Below are 17756 nucleotides of genomic sequence, written 5' to 3'. Positions count from 1 at the left end.
GCCCCGACCGACCCGGAGGCGACACCGTGACCAGCACCGAGGACCCCACCACGACCCCGCCCCCCGCGGGCGTCAGCACCGCGCCCGGCACCGCCGCGGCCGCCGCCGCGCGCGGCTGGCTGCCGTGCGACGTCGACGAGCTGCGCGCCACGTTCCTGTTCGAGCACCTCACCGACGACCAGCTCGCCTGGCTGTGCGCGACCGGCCACGTCGAGCGGCACGACGCGGGCTGGCTGCTGCACGAGGGCGCGCCCGCCGAGGCGTTCTACGTCCTGCTCGACGGCGGCGTCGCGCTCTACCGCCGCGTCGGCGAGGACGAGGTCGAGGTCTCGCGCACCCGTCAGGTCGGGGTCTACCTCGGCGCCTGGAACGCCTACCTCGGCGACCGGCTGCCCCAGACCTACCTGCACTCGGCGCGCGCGCTCGAGCCCTCGCGCTTCTTCGTGCTCGCGGCCCACGACTTCGCCAAGCTCATGACCGAGTGGTTCCCCATGGCGGTGCACCTGCTCGAGGGAGTGTTCTGGGGCACGCGCGACGCGCAGCAGCTCGTCGGGCAGCGCGAGCGGCTGCTCGCGCTCGGGTCCCTGTCCGCGGGCCTCACCCACGAGCTCAACAACCCCGCCGCGGCCGCCGTGCGCGCCACCGGGACCCTGCGCGAGCGCGTCGCGGCCATGCGGCACAAGCTCGCGCTCATCGCCGACGGCCCCTACGACCGCGCCACGCTCGCCGAGCTGATCCGGCTCCAGGAGGAGGCGCTCGAGCGGTACGCGGACACGCGCACCGCGGACGCCGTGGGCGCCCTGGAGACCTCCGACCTCGAGGACCGCCTCACCGACTGGCTCGACGACCACGGCCTGCCCGAGGGGTGGCGGGTCTCCCCCGCGCTCGTCCAGGCCGGCATCGACGAGCCGTGGCTCGACCGCGTCGCCGGACGGGTCGACGCCGGCGCGCTCACCGGCGCGGTGAGCTGGCTCGCGTACACCATCGAGACCGAGCAGCTCATGGCCGAGATCGAGGACGCCACCGTGCGCATCTCCTCCCTCGTCGGCGCCGCCCGCCAGTACTCCCAGCTCGACCGGGCGCCCTTCCGGCCCGTGGACCTGCGGGAGCTGCTCGACTCCACCCTGACGATGCTCGACCACACCCTCGACGGCGTCGACGTCGTGCGCCGCTACGACCCCGACCTGCCCCCCGTGCCCGTGTACGCCGCCGAGCTCAACCAGGTGTGGACCAACCTCGTCGAGAACGCCGCCCAGGCCATGGCTGGCACCGGCACCCTCACCGTGACCACCCGGCGCGTCGACGACCACGCCGAGGTCGAGGTCGCCGACACCGGCCCCGGGATCCCCGACGCCGTGCGCCCGCGCATCTTCGAGCCGTTCTTCACGACGAAGCCCGTCGGGCAGGGCACCGGGCTCGGCCTCGACATCTCGTGGCGCATCGTCGTCAACAAGCACCACGGCGACCTCGCCGTGACGTCCGTGCCGGGCGACACGCGGTTCGTCGTGCGGCTCCCGCTCGAACCCGCGCCCGTCCCCACCTCGCCCACCTCACCCACCTCGACCGACGCGCCCGACGCGCCCGACGGCCGCCCGTGACGGCCGCCCCCGCGGCGGGGACCTCGCCCGTCGGCGAGGAGCGCCACGCCTCCTGGCTCGAGCTGTTCTTCGACCTCGTCGTCGTCGCGGGCATCGGCATGCTCGCCCACCTCCTCCAGGAGGACCACGACGGCGGCGGGCTCGCGCTGTACGTCGTGGCGTACACGGCCTTCTGGCTCGTGTGGGCGTGCTTCACGACGTACGGCAACGTCGCGGGAGAGGGCGCGCGGTCCCTGCCGATCCTCGCCGGGATGGCCGCGCTCGCCGTGATGATCGCCGCCGTCCCCGGCATCCACGACGAGCACGCCCGGGCGTTCGCCGTCGCCTACGTCGTGGGCCGCCTCGTGGCCGCACGCCCGTGGCGGCGCACGACCGTCGTCGTCGACCTGCCCGTCGTGCAGGCGCTCGCCGGCGTCGTGCCGTGGGTCGTGTCGTGGTGGGCCGACGGCCAGACCCGCTACGTGCTGTGGGGCGTCGGCCTCGCGATCGACCTGGTGCTGCTCCTCACGCTCTCGGGCGAGCGGCTCGTGCGGCGCGCGCAGGAACGCCTCGACGAGGTCCGCGAGCGCCGGGGCCGGGGTCGTGCGCTCGGCGGCCGTCGTGCACGACCCGGCGCGCCGGACCGCGGGCGGCGGCGCGACCTGGAGGTCCCGACGACGGTCGACGCCGCCGCGAGCGACGTGCCCCACCTCGGCGAGCGGCTCGGGCTGTTCGTCATCATCGTGCTCGGCGAGGGCCTCATCCAGGCGATCGACGCCGCGAGCGAGGCCGAGTGGGACCGCACCCTGCTCGTGGCGGGCGCGGGGGCGTTCACCCTGCTGGTCGGGCTGTGGGCGCTCACGGTGCGCTCCGGGTACGCGGGCGTGGCGCTCCTGCGCCCGGCCGGCGTGCCGCCCCGGGTCGCGTGGTTCCTGCACCTCGTGACGACGGGGGCCCTCGCCACGCTCGCGGGCGCGCTCGGCGGCGTGCTGGACCGCCCGGCGCGCGCCCTCGAGCCGGCCGAGCTCGCGCTGCTCGTCGGGGCGTTCGCCGTCCACGGCCTGGTGTCCGCGGGCGTGCACGCCGTGCTGCGCGACGTCCGCACCGCGCTGGTCCTCGCCGTGCCCGTCGTGGCGGCGGGGGCGGTCGCCGCGCTCGCGGGCGGGTCGGTCTCGGCCGCCGGGCTCGTCTGGGTCCTGTCGGGCGCGCTGCTCGTCCAGCTCTCCGGTGCCGGGCGCGCGCACCGGCCGGCGTCGGGCGACGCGGCGTCGGGCACGGAGCGCGACCCGGGGCCGGGCGCCGAGCCCGGTGCGACGGCGGCGGGGACGGACGCGGGGGACGACGCCTGACGCCGCCCGGGCGCAAAACCGTGGACGTCGCGCGCTCGCGGGCATAGCCTCGTGGCGTCCGGTCGAGACCCGCCCGGACGCTCGACCATGACGACCGGTGAAGGGCAGGTGGACCCGCGTGACGCACGAGTGGTCCGTCGACCCGTCCCGAAGGGCGCTCCTCAGGTAGACGACGTGCGTCGTCCACCTGCAGAGCCGTCCTGGGGCACCGTCCTGGGGCGGCTCTCGTCGTCCCGGGGCACGGCACGCGAACGCACGACAGGAGGAGCGACGATGAGCGAGGTGGTCATCTACAACCTCGGCGGCAGCCAGGTGCTCGGCCGCGTGTCGTTGCGCCACGCGATCCGCATGCTGCACCGGCAGGTCGCCGAGGTGCTGGAGGCCGTCGAGGGCGAGACGTTCGGGCCCTACCAGCGGCCCCGGTCGGTCGCGCTCGTGCGGTACGTGCACGCGCGCTGGGTGTACGAGCGGCAGGGCCGCGTGCCGTACTCGCGCGCCGCGCTCCTGCGCCGCGACCGCTACCGGTGCGCGTACTGCGGCGGCACCGCGACGACGATGGACCACGTCGTCCCGCGGTGCCAGGGCGGCACGACGACGTGGCTCAACGCCGTCGCCGCGTGCGAGCCGTGCAACGCGGCCAAGGGCGGGCGCACCCCCGAGCAGGCGGGTCTGTCGCTCCTGTCCAGACCGTTCGAGCCCGCGTTCCGCGACATCTACCCGTCGGCGCCCGCCCCGCGCAGACGCTGACGGGTCTCCGGCCGGCGCGCCCGGCCGGTCACGGGCGGCCCGGCCGGTGGCGGTGACACCGGCCGGGCCGGCCGCGTGGTGCGATCCCGCGACCGCGGCGGCGTCCGGGACACCGGCCGCGCCCCTCCCTCCAGGTGGAGCCGGTCCGCGCCGCGCACCCATCTCGGGTCCCGGGCCGCGCGAGGGAGCCCACGATGGCGACGGTCCGGATCGGGACGTTCAACGTCGAGAACCTGTTCGAGCGGCCGCGCGCGATGGCGGGCCCGCTGACCGCGGGCAACGCGGTCCTGGCGGCGCACGCGCGGGTCAACGCCCTGATCGCCGAGGAGCGGTACGACCCCGACGTCCGGGCCGAGATCCTGGAGCACCTGGAGACGCTCGGCCTGCTGCGCGCCGACACCGCCGCGCTCGCGGTGCTGCGCCAGGTGCGCGGGCGGCTCGTGCGCCGCACCGGGTCGCAGGCCGCCGGGACGGCCCGCACCGAGGTGGTCGCGACCGGGCGGGGCGACTGGGTCGGCTGGGTCGACCTCGTCAAGGACCGGGTCGACGAGCTCGCGATGGTGCACACGGCGCGCGTCGTGGCCGACGTCGGCGCCGACGTCCTCGCCGTCGTCGAGGCGGAGAGCCGCGTCGCGCTCAAGCGGTTCACCGACGCGGGCGTCACCCGCTCCGGGCGCACGCTCTACCCGCACGTCATGGTCATCGACGGCAACGACGACCGCGGGATCGACGTCGGGCTGCTCACGCGGCGGCCCTACGAGATCGGGACGGTGCGCTCCCACGTCGACGACCGGGACTCGCGCGGACGCCTCGTCTTCGGTCGTGACTGCCCCGAGTACGTCGTCGCGCTGCCGGGCGGCGGCACGCTCACCGTGCTCGTCAACCACTTCAAGTCCAAGGGGTACGGGACGCAGGCCGAGTCGGACGCGACCCGGCGCCGCCAGGCGACCCGCACCGCGGCGATCTACGCGGGTCTGCGCGCCCGCGGCGAGGAGCACGTCGTGGTCGTCGGCGACCTCAACGACACACCGGGGTCGGTGCCGCTGCGCCCGCTCCTCGAGGGGACCGACCTGCGCGACGTGAGCGTGCACCCGGACTTCCGGGGCGACGGGCGTCCCGGGACGTACGGCAACGGGACCGCGAGCCAGAAGATCGACTACGTCCTGCTCTCCCCCGCGCTGTTCGAGCGCACCGTCGGCGGGTCGGTCTTCCGCCGGGGCGTGTGGGGCGGGAAGGACGGGACCCTGTTCCCGCACTACGACACGATGACCTCGCCCGTGCACGCGGCGTCCGACCACGCCGCCCTGTGGGCCGACGTCGACCTCGCGTGACGGGCCCGACCGGGCGCCCGGGGCGGTGGGCGCCCGGCCGGGGCGTCAGTCCGCGCGGGCGAGGGCGATCGTCGTGGAGCCGCGCTGGCCGGCCTCGTAGAACATGTGCAGGCGGCCGTCGACCTCCACGAACGACGGCGCCGCGGCGCGCCCGTGGTCCGGCGCGGCGGACCCCGAGTCGTACAGGACCCCGAGGTGGTCCTCGCGGTCGAAGCCCGTCCCCACGCGCGCGACGTGGATGTTGCCCGAGCCCGCGTGGTAGACGACGTGGCCCCCGCCGTTGCGCGACCAGTAGTGCGCCCCGGAGACCTGCCCGCCCTCCCCGGCGGCCGGCGTGATGAGCGGCTCCGGCTTGACCTGCCAGCCGGACGTCAGCGACTGCGACCAGCCGACGTAGATCTTCCGCGTCCCGCCGTGGTTGCCCATCAGCAGCATGACGTAGACCCCCGACTGCGTCGGGTGCGGGAAGACGCGCGCGTACGACGTCTCGCTCACGCCCGGGAGCATGTACGTGCCCACGACCCGGTTGTGGTACGTGAAGCTGCGGCCGTCGGCGGAGCTCGCGACCCGGGTCGTGTGGTTCTCGCCGTGGAAGAACAGGTAGATCCGGCGGTCCGCCGGGTTCCAGAACGCGTCGGGGCTCGACACGTGGCTCACGTCGAAGCCCGCCCACGTGCGCGGGATGATCGGGTTGGCGGGGTGCTCGCGCCACGGGCCGGTGACGGAGTCCGCATAGGCCAGGCAGATGCCGCCCGGGGCGTCGTGCGGGGCGTAGTACATGTACCAGCGGCCGAGCGGGTTCTCGACGCGCCCGGCGACGTACCGGACCGAGGGAAAGATCAGCTCGTTCGTCGGGTTGTACCGCAACGTGCTCCGGTCGAGCGGCTGCCCGAGGTAGCGGAAGGTCGGGAAGCCGGGCACCGCCGCGTGCGCGGGCGCCGGGGCGGCGATGCCGCCCACGGTGCCGGCGAGCGTGCCGGTCGCGGTCGCCGCGCCGAGCACGACGGCACCGCGCAGGAGCGCGCGACGGGTCAGGGGACGAGGGACGGGTGGGCGAGGGTCGTCCGGCATGCTGCCTCCACGGTGAGAGAGCGGGTGGGACGGCAGCCACTCTCACGACGGCCCGTGACCAGGGTCAACACGATAATGAGAACTGCCGAACGGCCCGACGGCGGGCGCCGCCCGGGAGCGGGCCGACCCGGAGGCCGCCCGCCGACCGATGAGTCCGCGCACCGCCCCGGGTCTCCCCTTCGACCGCGCAACAGGGACGAGGAGGATCCATGGCCAAGGTGATCGCCGGGGCGACGGTGTCGCTCGACGGGTTCGTGCAGGACGCCGCCGGGAGCAGCGCCGCGCTCTACGCGGACTTCGACACGCTCGTGGGCAGCGACTACATGCGCCGGCTCCAGGACGAGACCGGCGCCGTGCTCATGGGGCGACGCACGTTCGACGGCGCCGAGGACCCCGACAGCTACGCGGAGGACTACGAGTTCCAGGCACCGATCTTCGTCGTGACGCACCACCCGCTGCCCGTCGCGCCGCGCCGCAACGAGCGGCTCTGGATCGAGTTCGTCACCGACGGTGTCGAGGAGGCGGTGCGCCGCGCCGTCGAGGCCGCTGGCGACCGTGACGTGACGTTCGTGGGCGGCGCGGACCTCTTCCGCCAGCTCCTGGCGGCGGACCTCGTCGACGAGCTCGCCGTCGACGTCATGCCGGTGCTGCTCGGCGGCGGCGTCCGGCTGTTCGACGGCGGCGTCCCCGCCACCCTGGAGAAGGTGAGCGTCGACGAGGTGGGCGTCCGCACCGCGCTGCGCTACCGGGTCGTGCGCGACCGCTGATCCGGCTCAGGCGCTCAGCCGCTCGGCGGGGCGAGCCGCCCGGGTCCCGCTTCCCGCGTCCCGCGGCGCGCGGTCGAGGACCGCCAGGGGATCCCGCGCGAGGTCGGCGACCGGCTGCCCGGTCTCCCGGCTGAGGGCGCGCAGCAGGCCGGCCCGCGTGGCGTAGCCGGCGGCGCGCGCCGCCGCGTCCAGCTGCGAGCCGCCCCGCAGCCGCGCGATCGCGACGTTGAGGTGGGCGCGCGTTCGCCAGCGCCCGAACGGGAGCCCCGTCTCCTCGACGAAGAGCCGCTGGACGTGGCGCGCGCTCGCGTGCCGTCGGTCGGCGAGCTCCTCGAGCGTCGCACCCCCGCGCCGGGCGTCCTCGGCCACGGCGCGCGCGACCGGGTGCGACGGGAGCGTCAGCACGAAGTGGTCGCCCGTGACCCCGCGGAGCACCTCCTCGAGGGCCGCGCGGAACGGCGCGACCTGCTCCGGGGTCACCGGGCCCGCGCAGAGCACGGCGGTCAGGACGTCCGTGACGGCCGGCACGACGCCGAGCCGGTGCACCCGGACGGGGGGCTCGACGCCCGGCGAGAGCACCGGCCCCAGGGCCATCGCCCCGCCCGGCAGGCGCACGGAGTGCGGCACGCCGGGGGCGAGCCACACGCTCTCGTGCGTGCGCAGGGTCAGGGGCGCGCCGTCGGCCACGAGCTCCGCGGTGCCCGCGACGACGTGGACCAGGTGCGGCTCGTCGTGCGCGTGGGTGTCGTGGCCGAGGAAGCGGACGGCGTTCTCGGGGACGACGGCGCCCAGCGCGGTCGGGGTCATGCGGCGCTCCTCTCCTCGGCCGGACCCCTCCGGTCCGGCCGTCCTGCGGGACGACTTCGGACGCGTCCCGCGGCGCACGTGCAGACGTATCGTGCCCGGTCGTGTCGCGTCCGGGAGCGTCCGTGTCATGTCCGGACAGGGCACGGCGCGTAGGTGTGGTTAGCCTAACCTCGCGAGGTGCGCCCCGGTCACGCCGTGCGGCCCCCGCGTCCCTGCTCCCGAGTGCGAGGTCCCATGCTGCCGTCCCGCCGTCCCACCCGCCGCCCCCTCACCGCGCTGGCCGCGCTCGTCGCCGCCGCGACGCTCGCGCTCTCCGCGTGCTCGGGCGGCACCACCACGTCCGACGCCGGGGCGGAGGGCTCCGGAGAGCCCACCGGCTCGTCCGCAGCGGAGCGCGTCGTCGCCACGGACCAGGGCGACGTCACCGTCCCGACGGAGCCGCAGTGCGTCGTCGTGCTCAACCACGCGCTCGCCGGCTACCTCTACGCGCTCGACGTCCCGGTCCTCGCCACCGTGCCCGAGGTGACCGACGACCCCGAGCCGGCCTTCTCCCCGCTCTGGGCGCAGGAGGCCGAGGCCGACGGCACGGAGCTCCTGGAGTGGAGCGCCGACGGCTTCAACCTCGAGGCGATCCTCGCGCTCGAGCCCGACCTCATCGTCGGTGGCGGGTGGGGCTTCCCGCTCAAGCAGGCGACGGACGTCTACGACGGCCTGAGCCAGATCGCCCCGACCGTCCTCGTGAGCGGCACGTACACGACCTGGCAGGAGCAGCTCGCGTTCCTCGCGGAGGACGTGTTCGACGACGCGACGACGTCCGAGGAGCTCGCCGCCGGGTACGAGGACCGGCTCGCGGAGGTGCGCGACGCGATCACCGTGCCCGCGGGCGAGACGGCGTTCCTCGCCCGCACGGCGGAGGGCACCACGTACGCCCTCCAGGAGGGCGAGGGGCTGCCCGCGATCTTCGAGCGGCTCGGGTTCGCGGTCCAGCCGATCCAGGAGCAGACCGGCGCCGAGCCGTACACGCCGGGCGGTGACATGTTCGAGGTGTCGGCCGAGCAGGTGACGTCGGTGGTCACGGCGCCGAACGTGTTCGTCATCGGCTTCAACGGCGCGGAGGTCGACCTCGACGCGCTCGCCGCCGACCCGGTGTTCGCCGCGCTGCCGTCGTTCGCTGCCGGGACCGCGCACGAGCTGCCCACGTGGACGATCCGCAGTGACTACCACGAGGCGATGGCCCTGCTCGACGTCGTCGAGGAGCAGTTCTCCTGATGGCCCAGCACCGCCTGCGCACCCACCCCCTCGTCCTGCGGCGCGTCGAGGTCGCGCGCGTCGTCGACGTCACGCCCCGCATGCGCCGCGTGACGCTCGTCGGGCCGGAGCTCGGCGCGTTCGAGCGCGACGGCCTGCCGATGCCGGCGTTCGACGCCCCGGGGTTCGACGATCACGTGAAGCTCGTCCTCGCGTCCGACGGCGACGTCGCGTCCGCGCTGCCCGTGCAGCGCGCGCACGGCATCGACTGGCCGCCCGCGCCGAACCGGCAGGGTCGGGACTACACGCCGCGCCGCTGGGACCCGGTGGCGGGCGAGCTCGACCTCGACCTCGTGCTGCACGGCGACGGGCCCGCCGCCGCGTGGGCCGGGGCGGCGCGCCCCGGCGACGCTCTGTGGTTCGTCGGCCCCAAGGCCTCCACCGTGTGGCCCGACGACGTCGACTGGGCCCTGCTCGCGGGCGACGAGACGGCGCTGCCCGCGATCGGCCGCTTCCTCGACGAGCGTCCTGTCGACGCGCCCGTGCAGGTCGTCGTGACGGTCGGCGACGCGTCGGCGCGCCAGGACCTCGCGCTGCGCGACGGCGACACCGTCCGCTGGGTCGTCGCGCCCGAGGGCGACCGCGGCGCGCTCGGCGAGGCGGTGCGCGCGATCACGTGGTGGCCCGGGCGCGTCTACGCGTGGGCTGCGAGCGAGAGCCGGGCCCTGCTGCCGGTGCGCCGCCACCTCACGCGCGAGCGCGGCGTGCTCCGCACGCACGTCGACGTCACCGGGTACTGGCACGCGCAGCCGGCGCCCTCGGGCGCGAGGCCGGGCGACTCCGCGAGCACCGTCGGCGACACCTCGGGCGGCGTCCCGGGCAGCACCGCGAGCGACGCGCCCGGCAGCATCGCGACCGGCACCGCCCCCGCGGCGCAGCCCGCGGGCGTGCCGTCCCCCGTGCCGTGGTTCGCGACGCGCGCCGCACTCCAGCTCGGGCTGCTCGACGCGCTCGGCGACGGCCCGCGCGACGTCGCGGCGCTCGCCGAGGCGGCCCGCGTCGCGCCCGCGGCGGTCCGGGCCCTGGTGGACGTCCTCACGGCGTCGGAGGTCGTGACCTCGGACGGTGACAAGGTGGCCCTGGCCGACGCCGGCGAGGACCTCCTCGACGACGAGCACGCGCGCGAGGAGTACGAGGGCCTGGAGGCCGACGCGGTCCTCGCGCTCGCCGCGCTCGCCCCGGCGCTGCGCGAGGACGCCCCGGCGTGGGCGCGCTCGCGCGGCCGGACCCTGCGCGCAGAGGTCGAGGCCGACGTCGACTTCGCCGCGGAGGTCGTCGAGGGCGCCGACGTCCTGCCCTACGTGCTCACCGGCCTCCCGACGTGGCCCGTGTGGTCGGGCGCGCGGTCGGTGGCCGTCGGAGGGCCGGGGGCGCTCGTCGTGGCCGACCTGCTCGCGGACGTGCCCGGTGACCGCACGACGACGCTCGTCGAGGACCCCGTGCCGCTCGCCGTCCTGCGCGAGCAGGCCGGCACGGGGTCGCCCCACGCCACGTCCGGCTCCTGGCCCGGCACCGACCTCGCCGTGTGCGCGCTCGGGACCGGGCACCGCACCGACGACGAGGTGGTCGCGCTTCTCGCCGCGATGGGGGCGGCCGCGCGTCGGGCCGTGCTCGTCGAGGACCTCACGCCCGACGGCCTGAGCCCGCACGCGCACGAGCACGCGCTGCTGTCCCTCGCGACGACGGGGTCCGGACCGCGCACGCCCGACGACGTGGCGCGGCTCGCGGCGCGCGCCGGGTGGCGCGTCGTCGGGCACGACGCCCTCGGCTGGGGCGTCGCGCGGGTCGAGCTCGCCCGCTGACCCACGGCACGGCGGGGCGGACCGCGGTCCGCCCCGCCCTCTCAGGACCGGCGTGCCAGGCCCGGCGCGGCCGCCGCGACGAGCAGCGCGGTGGCCGCCGCGAAGACGACGACCATGAGGCGCAGCGGCTCGACCGTGAGCGAGACCCCCAGGAGCAGCACAGGGACGGCGAGCCCCAGGTACGCGACGAGGAAGACCCCCGCGAGGACCTCGCCCCGGCGGCCGGGCTCCGCCAGAGCCCCCGCCGTCGCGAGCGCGCCCCGGAAGAGGATGCCGACGCCCGCGCCCGCGACCACGGCGCTCGCCACGAACCCGGGCAGGCTCGCGGTGCCGACGGAGACGGCGAGCACGGCGAGCCCCGTGAGCGTCAGCGCGACGGCGAGCACGACCTGGCGCCGGCGGGCGAGCCGGCCCGTCGCGAGCTGCGCGACGGCGGCCGCGGCGAAGACCGCGGCCGAGACGAGCCCGGCGACGAGGCGCGACTCCTCGTGCATCACGGTCGCGAGCACGCTCGGGGTGAGGGACGTGAAGAGGCCGAAGACCGCGAACCCCGCGAACGCGGCGGCCGCCGCGGCGACGAAGGTGCCGCGCCCGGCGCGCGGCACGGCGACGCGCTGCGGGCGGTAGCGGTACGGGGCGGCGGCGGGCGGCACGGTCTCGGGCACGAGCGCCGCGGCGAGGACCGCCGCGGCGAGCAGGACGGCGAAGGCGACGTACGGGGTCGTGAGCGGCGCGGGCGCGGCCTGGGCGAGCAGCCCGCCGACGAGCGGTCCGAGCGCGAGGCCGCCGATGTTCGCCAGGCCCGCGACGGCGCTCGTGTCCGCCGGGCCGCCGGGCCGGGCTGCCGCGCGGAGCTCGGCGAGGTGCGCGGTCGCCGTCGCGGTGACGGCCCCGATCCCCACGCCCGAGACGAGCCGCGCGACGACGAGGCCGCCCAGACCGTCCAGCAGCAGGAACAGCACGGCCGCGACGAGCTCGGCCACGAGGCCGAGGACCAGGACGCGGCGGCGCCCGAACCGGTCGCTGAGGTGCCCGACGAGGTAGAGGCTCGCGGCGACCCCGACGGCGTACGCGGCGAAGACGACGGTCACGGCGACGGTCGGCAGGCCGTCGCGCGCCTGGTACAGCGGGTAGAGCGGCGTCGGGACCGTCGAGAACGCCATGGCCGTCGCGAACGCGAGCGCCACCACGAGGAACCCGGACCCGTGCGAGACGAGCGGCCGCGTGCGCCGCGCACGCGGCGGCCGGGAGGGCCGCTGCGCGTCGTCCGGTCGCGCGGGTGCGGGGCGGGTCGGAGGTGCCGAGGTCGTCGTCATGCGTCCACCGTGCGCCTGTGCTCCTGATCGTGTCCAACGACTTGTACCGATCCTCTTGATCGATGTCAGCGATAGGACGTCGTAGGGTGAGCGGCATGGAGACGCGCCAGCTCGAGTACTTCGTCGCGGTGGCCGAGGAGCTGAGCTTCACGCGCGCCGCCGCGCGCGTCTTCGCCGTGCAGTCGAGCGTCTCGGCGGGCGTGCGCGCCCTGGAGGCCGAGCTCGGCGCCCGCCTGTTCGAGCGCACGCGGCGCTCGGTCGCGCTGACCTCGCAGGGCGAGGCGCTGCTCCCCCGGGCCCGGGCGGTGCTCGACGCCGTCGACCAGGCCCGTGCCGCCGTCGCGCCCGGGCCGCACCACGTGCGCGGCACGGTGCGGCTCGGGGTGTTCACGAACCTCGGGTACCTCGGCCTGCCGCGCACCCTCGCCGCGTTCCGGGACCGCCACCCCGGCGTGGTGCTGCGCCTCACCCCGTCGCCCGCCGGGTCGACGGGCCTCGGGGAGGACGTGCGGCGCGGTGTCGTGGACGTCGCGTTCACCGGGCTCGGGCCCGAGGACCACCCCGGTCTGCGGTACACGCGCCTCACGTCGTCGACGTTCGTCGCGGTGCTGCCCGCGGGCCACCCGCTCGCCGGGGCGCGGTCGGTGGCGCCCGGCGACCTGGCCGACGAGCACGTCGTGACGACGCCGCGCGGGTTCGGCAACCGGGTGGTCGCCGAGCGCGCGTTCGCGCACGCGGGCGTCGCGCCGCGCGCGGACACGGAGGTGGCCGACGTCGGCGACCTGCCCGCGTTCGTCGCCGCCGGTTTCGGCGTCGCGGTGGTCCCCGCGGACATGTACGAGCCCGCGCCGGGCGCGGTCGCCGTGCCGCTCGACGCACCGGAGGCGTGGTCCCTCGGGCTCGTGACGCGGCCGCACCCGGGCGCGGCCGCCGCGGCGCTCGTCGCCTCGCTCGTCGCCTCGCTCGCCACGGGTCGGGAGCAGGCTCCGGCGGGGTGACGGGCCCCCGCGCCCGCGGACCCTGCGCCCGCAGACCCCGCCGGGCCGCGCTGCTAGCATCGGCACGTGCTCATCGAGGTCGACAGACTCTAGCCGCCGAGCCGTCGGCGGCCCGTCCCAGCGCACCCCTCGCCCCGCTCCGCCCCGTCGGAGCCCTCGTCGGCGACCCCTGCCCGGCTCGTGCCGCGGCCTCGGCGTGCCTGGGCGACGCCCCACCGCTCCCGCCACCGGCGGCCCGTCCGCGCGCCCGCGCGACGACAGCCGCCCGACCTTCCCGGCACGACCACGCCCGCGGCACCGCGGGCCGAGGAGCACACCCATGTCCACCCTGCACCGGTCCGCGGTGACGCTGACCGACCTCACGTTCGAGTGGCCCGACGGCACCGTCGCGCTCTCCCACCTCTCCGGCACGTTCGGCACCGGCCGCACGGGCCTCGTCGGCGACAACGGCGCCGGCAAGTCGACGCTCCTGCGCCTCGTCGCCGGCCTGCTCACGCCCACCTCCGGGCGCGTGACGACCACCGGCGACGTCGCCTACCTCCCCCAGACGCTCACGCTCGGCCGCGACGCGAGCGTCGCGCGCCTGCTCGGCATCGACGCGACGCTCGACGCCCTGCGCGCGATCGAGTCCGGCGACGTCGACGAGCGGCACTTCGACGCCGTCGGCGACGACTGGGACGTCGAGGCGCGCGCCGCCCAGGCGCTCGCCGAGATCGGGCTCGACGGCGTCGGCCTCGACCGGCGCGTCGGCGAGCTGTCCGGCGGCGAGGCGATGCTCGTCGCGATCAGCGGCCTGCGCGTGCGGCGCAGCGCGATCACGCTGCTCGACGAGCCGACGAACAACCTCGACCGCGCCACCCGGGCCCGGCTCGCCGCGCTCGTCGACGACTGGCCCGGGGCTCTCGTCGTCGTGAGCCACGACCTGGAGCTGCTCGAGCACGTCGACGAGACCGCCGAGCTGCACGCGGGCACGCTGACCACGTTCGGCGGCCCGTACAGCGCGTGGCGCGCGCAGCTGGAGGTCGACCAGGCCGCGGCGGCGCAGGCCGCGCGGAGCGCCGAGCAGACCCTGCGCGCCGAGAAGCGCCAGCGCGTCGAGGCCGAGACCAAGCTCGCGCGCCGCGAGCGGACGGCGCGGACCGCCCAGGCGAACCGCACCGGGTCGCGCATCTCCATGGGGCTGCGCGCGTCCGCGGCCCAGGTCTCGGCGGGCTCGATGCGCCAGGGCCTGGACGCCAAGGTCCAGGCCGCGCAGCAGGCGCTCGACGCGGCGGCGGCCCGGGTGCGCGACGACGAGCACGTGCACCTCGTGCTGCCGGACCCGGACGTCCCGCGCGGGCGTCGGCTCGCCGAGCTGCACGGGACGAACCGCACGGTCGTCGTCCAGGGGCCCGAGCGCGTCGCGCTCGTCGGGGCCAACGGCACCGGCAAGACGACGCTCCTGGAGAACCTGCTCGCCGCGCGCGCGCCCGAGCCAGGACGCGCCGGCGGGACGCTCCTCACCGACCGCGTCGGCTACCTCCCGCAGCGGCGCGACGGCCTCGACGACGCACGCAGCGCGCTCGACACCGTCCGCGACGGCGCCCCGGGCGTGGCGCCGGGCACGGTCCGCAACCACCTCGCGCGCCTGCTCCTGCGCGGGTCGGCCGTCGACCGCCCGGTGGGCACCCTGTCGGGCGGCGAGCGGTTCCGCGTCGCGCTCGCGCGGCTCCTGCTCGCCGACCCGCCCGCGCAGCTCCTCGTGCTCGACGAGCCGACGAACGACCTCGACGTGCGCAGCGTCGAACGGCTCGTCGAGGCGCTGTCGGGCTACGCGGGCGCGCTGCTCGTGGTGAGCCACGACGACGGGTTCCTCGCCCGCCTCGGGGTCGACGTGCGGCTCGAGCTCGACCGGGACGGCGGGCTCCACGAGGTGGCGCCGGGCGCGGAGCAACCCGCCCGCTGAGCGCCGGTCCGGGGCGGCCCGCTCGACGGGTCGCCCCGGACCTCGGACGATGGACCCAGGACCACCGGCCGGGAGGGGACCGTGGGCTGGTACACCGAGCACGTCGTCGACACGGGCCGCGCCCCGGCGCTGTTCGCGCTCGTCGGGTTCGTCGTGACGTTCGTCGTCGTGCGGTCGATCACGCGCCGCATCCGCGCCCGCGCCGAGGCCGCCGCGGCGACGACCACGGGGGCGCCCGGGCACGAGCCCGCGGACGACGGCCCGCCGCCCTCGCGGCGGTCCCTCCTCGGGGACGTGTCGATCGGGGGCGTCCACGTGCACCACCAGGTGTGGGGCATCCTGCTCGTGCTGCTGACCGGCACGCTCGAGTTCCGCTACTCCCCCGGGCACCCGTGGTCGGAGGTGCTCGCGCTGCTGTTCGGCGCGGGCGCCGCGCTCGCACTCGACGAGTTCGCGCTGTGGCTCTACGTCGACGACGTCTACTGGTCCGAGGAGGGCCAGCGCTCGATCGACGCGATCCTCGTCGGCGGGGCCCTCGGCGGAGCGCTGCTCCTGTCCGCGTCACCCATCGGTGTCACGTCGGACGACGCGTCCGGCGGCTGGCTCGCCTACACCGTGACGGTCGTCGTGCACCTCGCGCTCGCGTTCGTGTGCGTCCTCAAGGGCAAGCTCGCGACGGGCCTGGTCGGCGTTGTGGTCCCGGTCGTCGCGCTCGTGGGCGCGGTGCGGCTGGCAAAGCCGTCGTCGTTCTGGGCCCGACGTCGGTACGGTCGCCGGCCGCACCGGCTCGCCCGCGCGCAGGAGCGCTTCGGGGCGCGCTACCGAGCGCGCAGGGAGCGCGTGCGGAACCTCGTCGGCGGCCGCGCCGACGACGACCCGCCGCCGCCGGCGTAGGCCGCGGTCGTCAGGGCAGGTCCGGCGCGGCCCGCACGACGGCGGCCATCGCGGCGGTCGCCGCGGCGTCGGCGTCGGCGTGCCGCCAGCCCGGGCTCACGACCCGCGCGTGGTCGTTGAGGGCGGCGAGCACGTCGAGCACCGCGACGCCCAGGGCCCGCGCATGAGGGGTGAGGCCGCCGCGGATCTTCAGCTGGCCGAGCACGATCGCGATCTGCGCGCGGGCCTCGGCCGCGAGCGCCGCCTCGTCGACGTCGCCGCCGCGGAGCCGGTCCGCGACACCCTGCCGCCCGGACGCCCAGACGTCCTCGGGGACGCCGAGGTCCCACGCCGCCAGGAGGCCGTCGACGAAGGCGGGAAGCGCGTCGTCGCGCCCGTCGGCGGCGTACCACTCCTCAAGGTCGCGCAGCGCGTCGTGCCCGGCGTCGTTGCCGAACGGCGCAAGGTCCTCGCCCTCGTCGTAGAACGGCTCCGGCGCGAGGGACACGAAGGCGGGGTGGCTCGTCGCGGGCGACAGACCCTCGTCGGGGTCGTCGAGGAACAGCGTCATGGGGGCGACCCTAGACCGGCGCGGGGCGTGCCGTCGCACGCGCCCGTCCTCGGGGCCGCCGCGCCGGCCGGCGGTACCGCGCCGCCGGAATCTCCTCGATGCGCAGGCCATCCACGTGCCAGGGTGGGCGCATGACCGACGCCACCGACGTGCGCCCCGACGTCCTGGAGCGGGTCGCGTGGCCCGTGCGGACCGCACGCCTGACGCTGCGCCGCGCCCGGCCGGACGACGCCGACGCGTTGTTCGCCTACCGCAGCCTGCCCGAGGTGGACCGGTGGCTCACGCAGCGGTTCACCGCGGTCGAGGAGTGGCGCGAGCACCACGTCGAGCCGGGGCGGCTCGCGACGACCCTCGTCGTGGAGCGCGAGGGTGCCGTGGTCGGGGACCTCTACCTCGCGGTCCGCGACGGCTGGGCGCAGCGCGACGTCGTCGACCGTCCGCACGACGACGAGGCCGAGATCGGCTGGGTGCTCGACCCGGTGCACCAGGGGCAGGGCTACGCGACCGAGGCCGTGCGGGCGCTGCTGCGGGTCTGCTTCGAGGACCTCGGCCTGCGGCGCGTCGTGGCGAGCGCGTTCCTCGCGAACGAGCCGTCGTGGCGGCTCATGGAGCGCGTGGGGATGCGGCGCGAGGGCGTGGGGGTGCGCGACTCCCTGCACCGGGACCTGGGCTGGGTCGACGGCGTCGTGTACGCGCTGCTGGCCGACGAGACGCGCGCGGGCGCTTGACCCTGACGCGACGTCAGGGCGCAGGCTGCCCGCATGACCGACACGTTCCCCGCCTTCGACCTCTCCCCCGTCCCCGTCCCGGGGCCCGACGCCGTCGCCCCGGAGCCGTTCCGCGGCATCTACGGGATGCCGCAGTTCGTGACCGTCCCGACGGACGACCTCGCGGCGTCCGTCGAGCTCTGGACGCACGGGCTCGGGTTCTTCGACCTGTTCTCCGTGCCGGGCGGCCTGGTGCACCTGCGCCGCTGGGCGTTCCAGGACGTGCTCCTCGTCCCGGGCACCCCCGCGCCTGACCTGCCCGCCCTGACCGTGAGCTTCTCGTGCGTGCTGTCGCAGGTCGACGCGATCGTCGCCGCGTGCGAGGCGGTGACGCCCGGCTGCACGACGGGCCCGCGCGAAATGCCGTGGGGGTCGGTGGAGGTCGAGGTGCGCACGCCGGAGAACGCGCGCGTCGTCATGACGGCGGCACGCCCGTTCGTCGCCGGGAGCGACCCCGCCCGGTTCCTGGAGGGCATCGGGATCGAGGCGCCCGCCCCGTGAGCACCGCGGCTCCGCGATGGACACTG

Annotated in this window: 16 protein-coding genes; 12 read left to right on the top strand and 4 right to left on the bottom strand. The window is 76.5% G+C overall.

Translation table 11 applies throughout. The annotated features are described in order from the left end of the window. Positions 1 to 26 precede the first annotated feature (26 nt). From GWJ10_RS11855 to GWJ10_RS11840, 4 genes are all read left to right on the top strand, one after another. On the top strand, positions 27 to 1598 hold the full coding sequence (locus GWJ10_RS11855) for an ATP-binding protein (protein ID WP_241005771.1): 1572 nt from the start codon (positions 27 to 29) through the stop codon (positions 1596 to 1598). After that, a complete protein-coding gene (locus tag GWJ10_RS11850; protein WP_061268443.1) occupies positions 1595 to 2926 on the top strand; it encodes a low temperature requirement protein A in 1332 nt (443 codons plus the stop codon). The genes GWJ10_RS11855 and GWJ10_RS11850 overlap by 4 nt, the downstream gene beginning before the upstream one ends. 273 nt (positions 2927 to 3199) lie before the next feature. After that, positions 3200 to 3673, top strand: coding sequence for an HNH endonuclease (locus tag GWJ10_RS11845; RefSeq protein WP_009863577.1), 474 nt, complete (start codon positions 3200 to 3202; stop codon positions 3671 to 3673). 194 nt (positions 3674 to 3867) lie between these two features. Next, a complete protein-coding gene (locus tag GWJ10_RS11840; protein WP_163187603.1) occupies positions 3868 to 5004 on the top strand; it encodes an endonuclease/exonuclease/phosphatase family protein in 1137 nt (378 codons plus the stop codon). Between the two features lie 45 nt (positions 5005 to 5049). On the opposite strand, the gene GWJ10_RS11835 is transcribed toward GWJ10_RS11840, so the two are convergent. Next, positions 5050 to 6075 (bottom strand): hypothetical protein, encoded by a 1026-nt coding sequence (locus GWJ10_RS11835; RefSeq protein WP_144682815.1) that lies wholly within the window; start codon positions 6073 to 6075, stop codon positions 5050 to 5052. A gap of 209 nt (positions 6076 to 6284) precedes the next feature. Between GWJ10_RS11835 and GWJ10_RS11830 the strand changes: the two genes are divergently transcribed. Beyond that, positions 6285 to 6842 carry a dihydrofolate reductase family protein gene (locus GWJ10_RS11830; protein ID WP_043659185.1) on the top strand — a complete coding sequence of 186 codons (558 nt, stop codon included), beginning with the start codon at positions 6285 to 6287 and terminating at the stop codon, positions 6840 to 6842. A 6-nt stretch (positions 6843 to 6848) separates the two neighbouring features. Here GWJ10_RS11830 and GWJ10_RS11825 read toward each other — a convergent pair whose 3' ends face one another. After that, the gene (locus GWJ10_RS11825) at positions 6849 to 7649 is read right to left on the bottom strand and encodes an AraC family transcriptional regulator (RefSeq protein WP_061268446.1); all 801 of its coding nucleotides are present in this window, start codon (positions 7647 to 7649) and stop codon (positions 6849 to 6851) included. 234 nt (positions 7650 to 7883) lie between these two features. Here GWJ10_RS11825 and GWJ10_RS11820 point away from each other — a divergent pair, with 234 nt between their 5' ends. After that, complete coding sequence (locus GWJ10_RS11820) at positions 7884 to 8918, top strand: ABC transporter substrate-binding protein (protein ID WP_163187601.1); 1035 nt, start codon at positions 7884 to 7886, stop codon at positions 8916 to 8918. Beyond that, positions 8918 to 10759, top strand: coding sequence for a siderophore-interacting protein (locus tag GWJ10_RS11815; RefSeq protein ID WP_163187599.1), 1842 nt, complete (start codon positions 8918 to 8920; stop codon positions 10757 to 10759). Before GWJ10_RS11820 ends, GWJ10_RS11815 begins: the two co-directional genes overlap by 1 nt. A 41-nt stretch (positions 10760 to 10800) precedes the next feature. Here the strand turns inward: GWJ10_RS11815 and GWJ10_RS11810 are convergent, their stop codons facing one another. Next, complete coding sequence (locus tag GWJ10_RS11810) at positions 10801 to 12075, bottom strand: MFS transporter (protein ID WP_163187597.1); 1275 nt, start codon at positions 12073 to 12075, stop codon at positions 10801 to 10803. Positions 12076 to 12170: 95 nt separating this feature from the next. Here GWJ10_RS11810 and GWJ10_RS11805 point away from each other — a divergent pair, with 95 nt between their 5' ends. The 3 genes from GWJ10_RS11805 (at position 12171) to GWJ10_RS11795 (ending at position 15912) form a co-directional block, all read left to right on the top strand. Next, positions 12171 to 13073: a LysR family transcriptional regulator gene (locus GWJ10_RS11805; protein WP_076404835.1), complete on the top strand. Its 903-nt coding sequence runs from the start codon at positions 12171 to 12173 to the stop codon at positions 13071 to 13073. 319 nt (positions 13074 to 13392) lie between these two features. Continuing rightward, positions 13393 to 15018, top strand: coding sequence for an ABC-F family ATP-binding cassette domain-containing protein (locus GWJ10_RS11800; protein ID WP_206158398.1), 1626 nt, complete (start codon positions 13393 to 13395; stop codon positions 15016 to 15018). A gap of 81 nt (positions 15019 to 15099) precedes the next feature. Next, positions 15100 to 15912: a hypothetical protein gene (locus GWJ10_RS11795; RefSeq protein WP_163187595.1), complete on the top strand. Its 813-nt coding sequence runs from the start codon at positions 15100 to 15102 to the stop codon at positions 15910 to 15912. A gap of 10 nt (positions 15913 to 15922) precedes the next feature. Here the strand turns inward: GWJ10_RS11795 and GWJ10_RS11790 are convergent, their stop codons facing one another. Next, positions 15923 to 16462: a hypothetical protein gene (locus tag GWJ10_RS11790; protein ID WP_163187593.1), complete on the bottom strand. Its 540-nt coding sequence runs from the start codon at positions 16460 to 16462 to the stop codon at positions 15923 to 15925. A gap of 131 nt (positions 16463 to 16593) precedes the next feature. Here GWJ10_RS11790 and GWJ10_RS11785 point away from each other — a divergent pair, with 131 nt between their 5' ends. Together GWJ10_RS11785 and GWJ10_RS11780 are read left to right on the top strand one after the other, a co-directional pair. Further along, positions 16594 to 17190, top strand: coding sequence for a GNAT family protein (locus GWJ10_RS11785; protein WP_163187591.1), 597 nt, complete (start codon positions 16594 to 16596; stop codon positions 17188 to 17190). A 33-nt stretch (positions 17191 to 17223) separates the two neighbouring features. After that, a complete protein-coding gene (locus GWJ10_RS11780; RefSeq protein WP_163187589.1) occupies positions 17224 to 17730 on the top strand; it encodes a VOC family protein in 507 nt (168 codons plus the stop codon). Positions 17731 to 17756 lie beyond the last annotated feature (26 nt).

It is taken from the genome of Cellulosimicrobium sp. SL-1 (genome assembly GCF_011033075.1).
GTDB lineage: Bacteria > Actinomycetota > Actinomycetes > Actinomycetales > Cellulomonadaceae > Cellulosimicrobium > Cellulosimicrobium funkei.
This window is presented reverse-complemented; position numbering and strand designations above follow the sequence as displayed.

Coding starts and splice junctions, on each gene's coding strand:
- GWJ10_RS11845 (WP_009863577.1), top strand. CDS start 3,200: ATGAGCGAGGTGGTCATCTACAACCTCGGCGGCAGCCAGGTGCTCGGC.
- GWJ10_RS11840 (WP_163187603.1), top strand. CDS start 3,868: ATGGCGACGGTCCGGATCGGGACGTTCAACGTCGAGAACCTGTTCGAG.
- GWJ10_RS11835 (WP_144682815.1), bottom strand. CDS start 6,075: ATGCCGGACGACCCTCGCCCACCCGTCCCTCGTCCCCTGACCCGTCGC.
- GWJ10_RS11830 (WP_043659185.1), top strand. CDS start 6,285: ATGGCCAAGGTGATCGCCGGGGCGACGGTGTCGCTCGACGGGTTCGTG.
- GWJ10_RS11825 (WP_061268446.1), bottom strand. CDS start 7,649: ATGACCCCGACCGCGCTGGGCGCCGTCGTCCCCGAGAACGCCGTCCGC.
- GWJ10_RS11820 (WP_163187601.1), top strand. CDS start 7,884: ATGCTGCCGTCCCGCCGTCCCACCCGCCGCCCCCTCACCGCGCTGGCC.
- GWJ10_RS11815 (WP_163187599.1), top strand. CDS start 8,918: ATGGCCCAGCACCGCCTGCGCACCCACCCCCTCGTCCTGCGGCGCGTC.
- GWJ10_RS11810 (WP_163187597.1), bottom strand. CDS start 12,075: ATGACGACGACCTCGGCACCTCCGACCCGCCCCGCACCCGCGCGACCG.
- GWJ10_RS11805 (WP_076404835.1), top strand. CDS start 12,171: ATGGAGACGCGCCAGCTCGAGTACTTCGTCGCGGTGGCCGAGGAGCTG.
- GWJ10_RS11800 (WP_206158398.1), top strand. CDS start 13,393: ATGTCCACCCTGCACCGGTCCGCGGTGACGCTGACCGACCTCACGTTC.
- GWJ10_RS11790 (WP_163187593.1), bottom strand. CDS start 16,462: ATGACGCTGTTCCTCGACGACCCCGACGAGGGTCTGTCGCCCGCGACG.
- GWJ10_RS11785 (WP_163187591.1), top strand. CDS start 16,594: ATGACCGACGCCACCGACGTGCGCCCCGACGTCCTGGAGCGGGTCGCG.
- GWJ10_RS11780 (WP_163187589.1), top strand. CDS start 17,224: ATGACCGACACGTTCCCCGCCTTCGACCTCTCCCCCGTCCCCGTCCCG.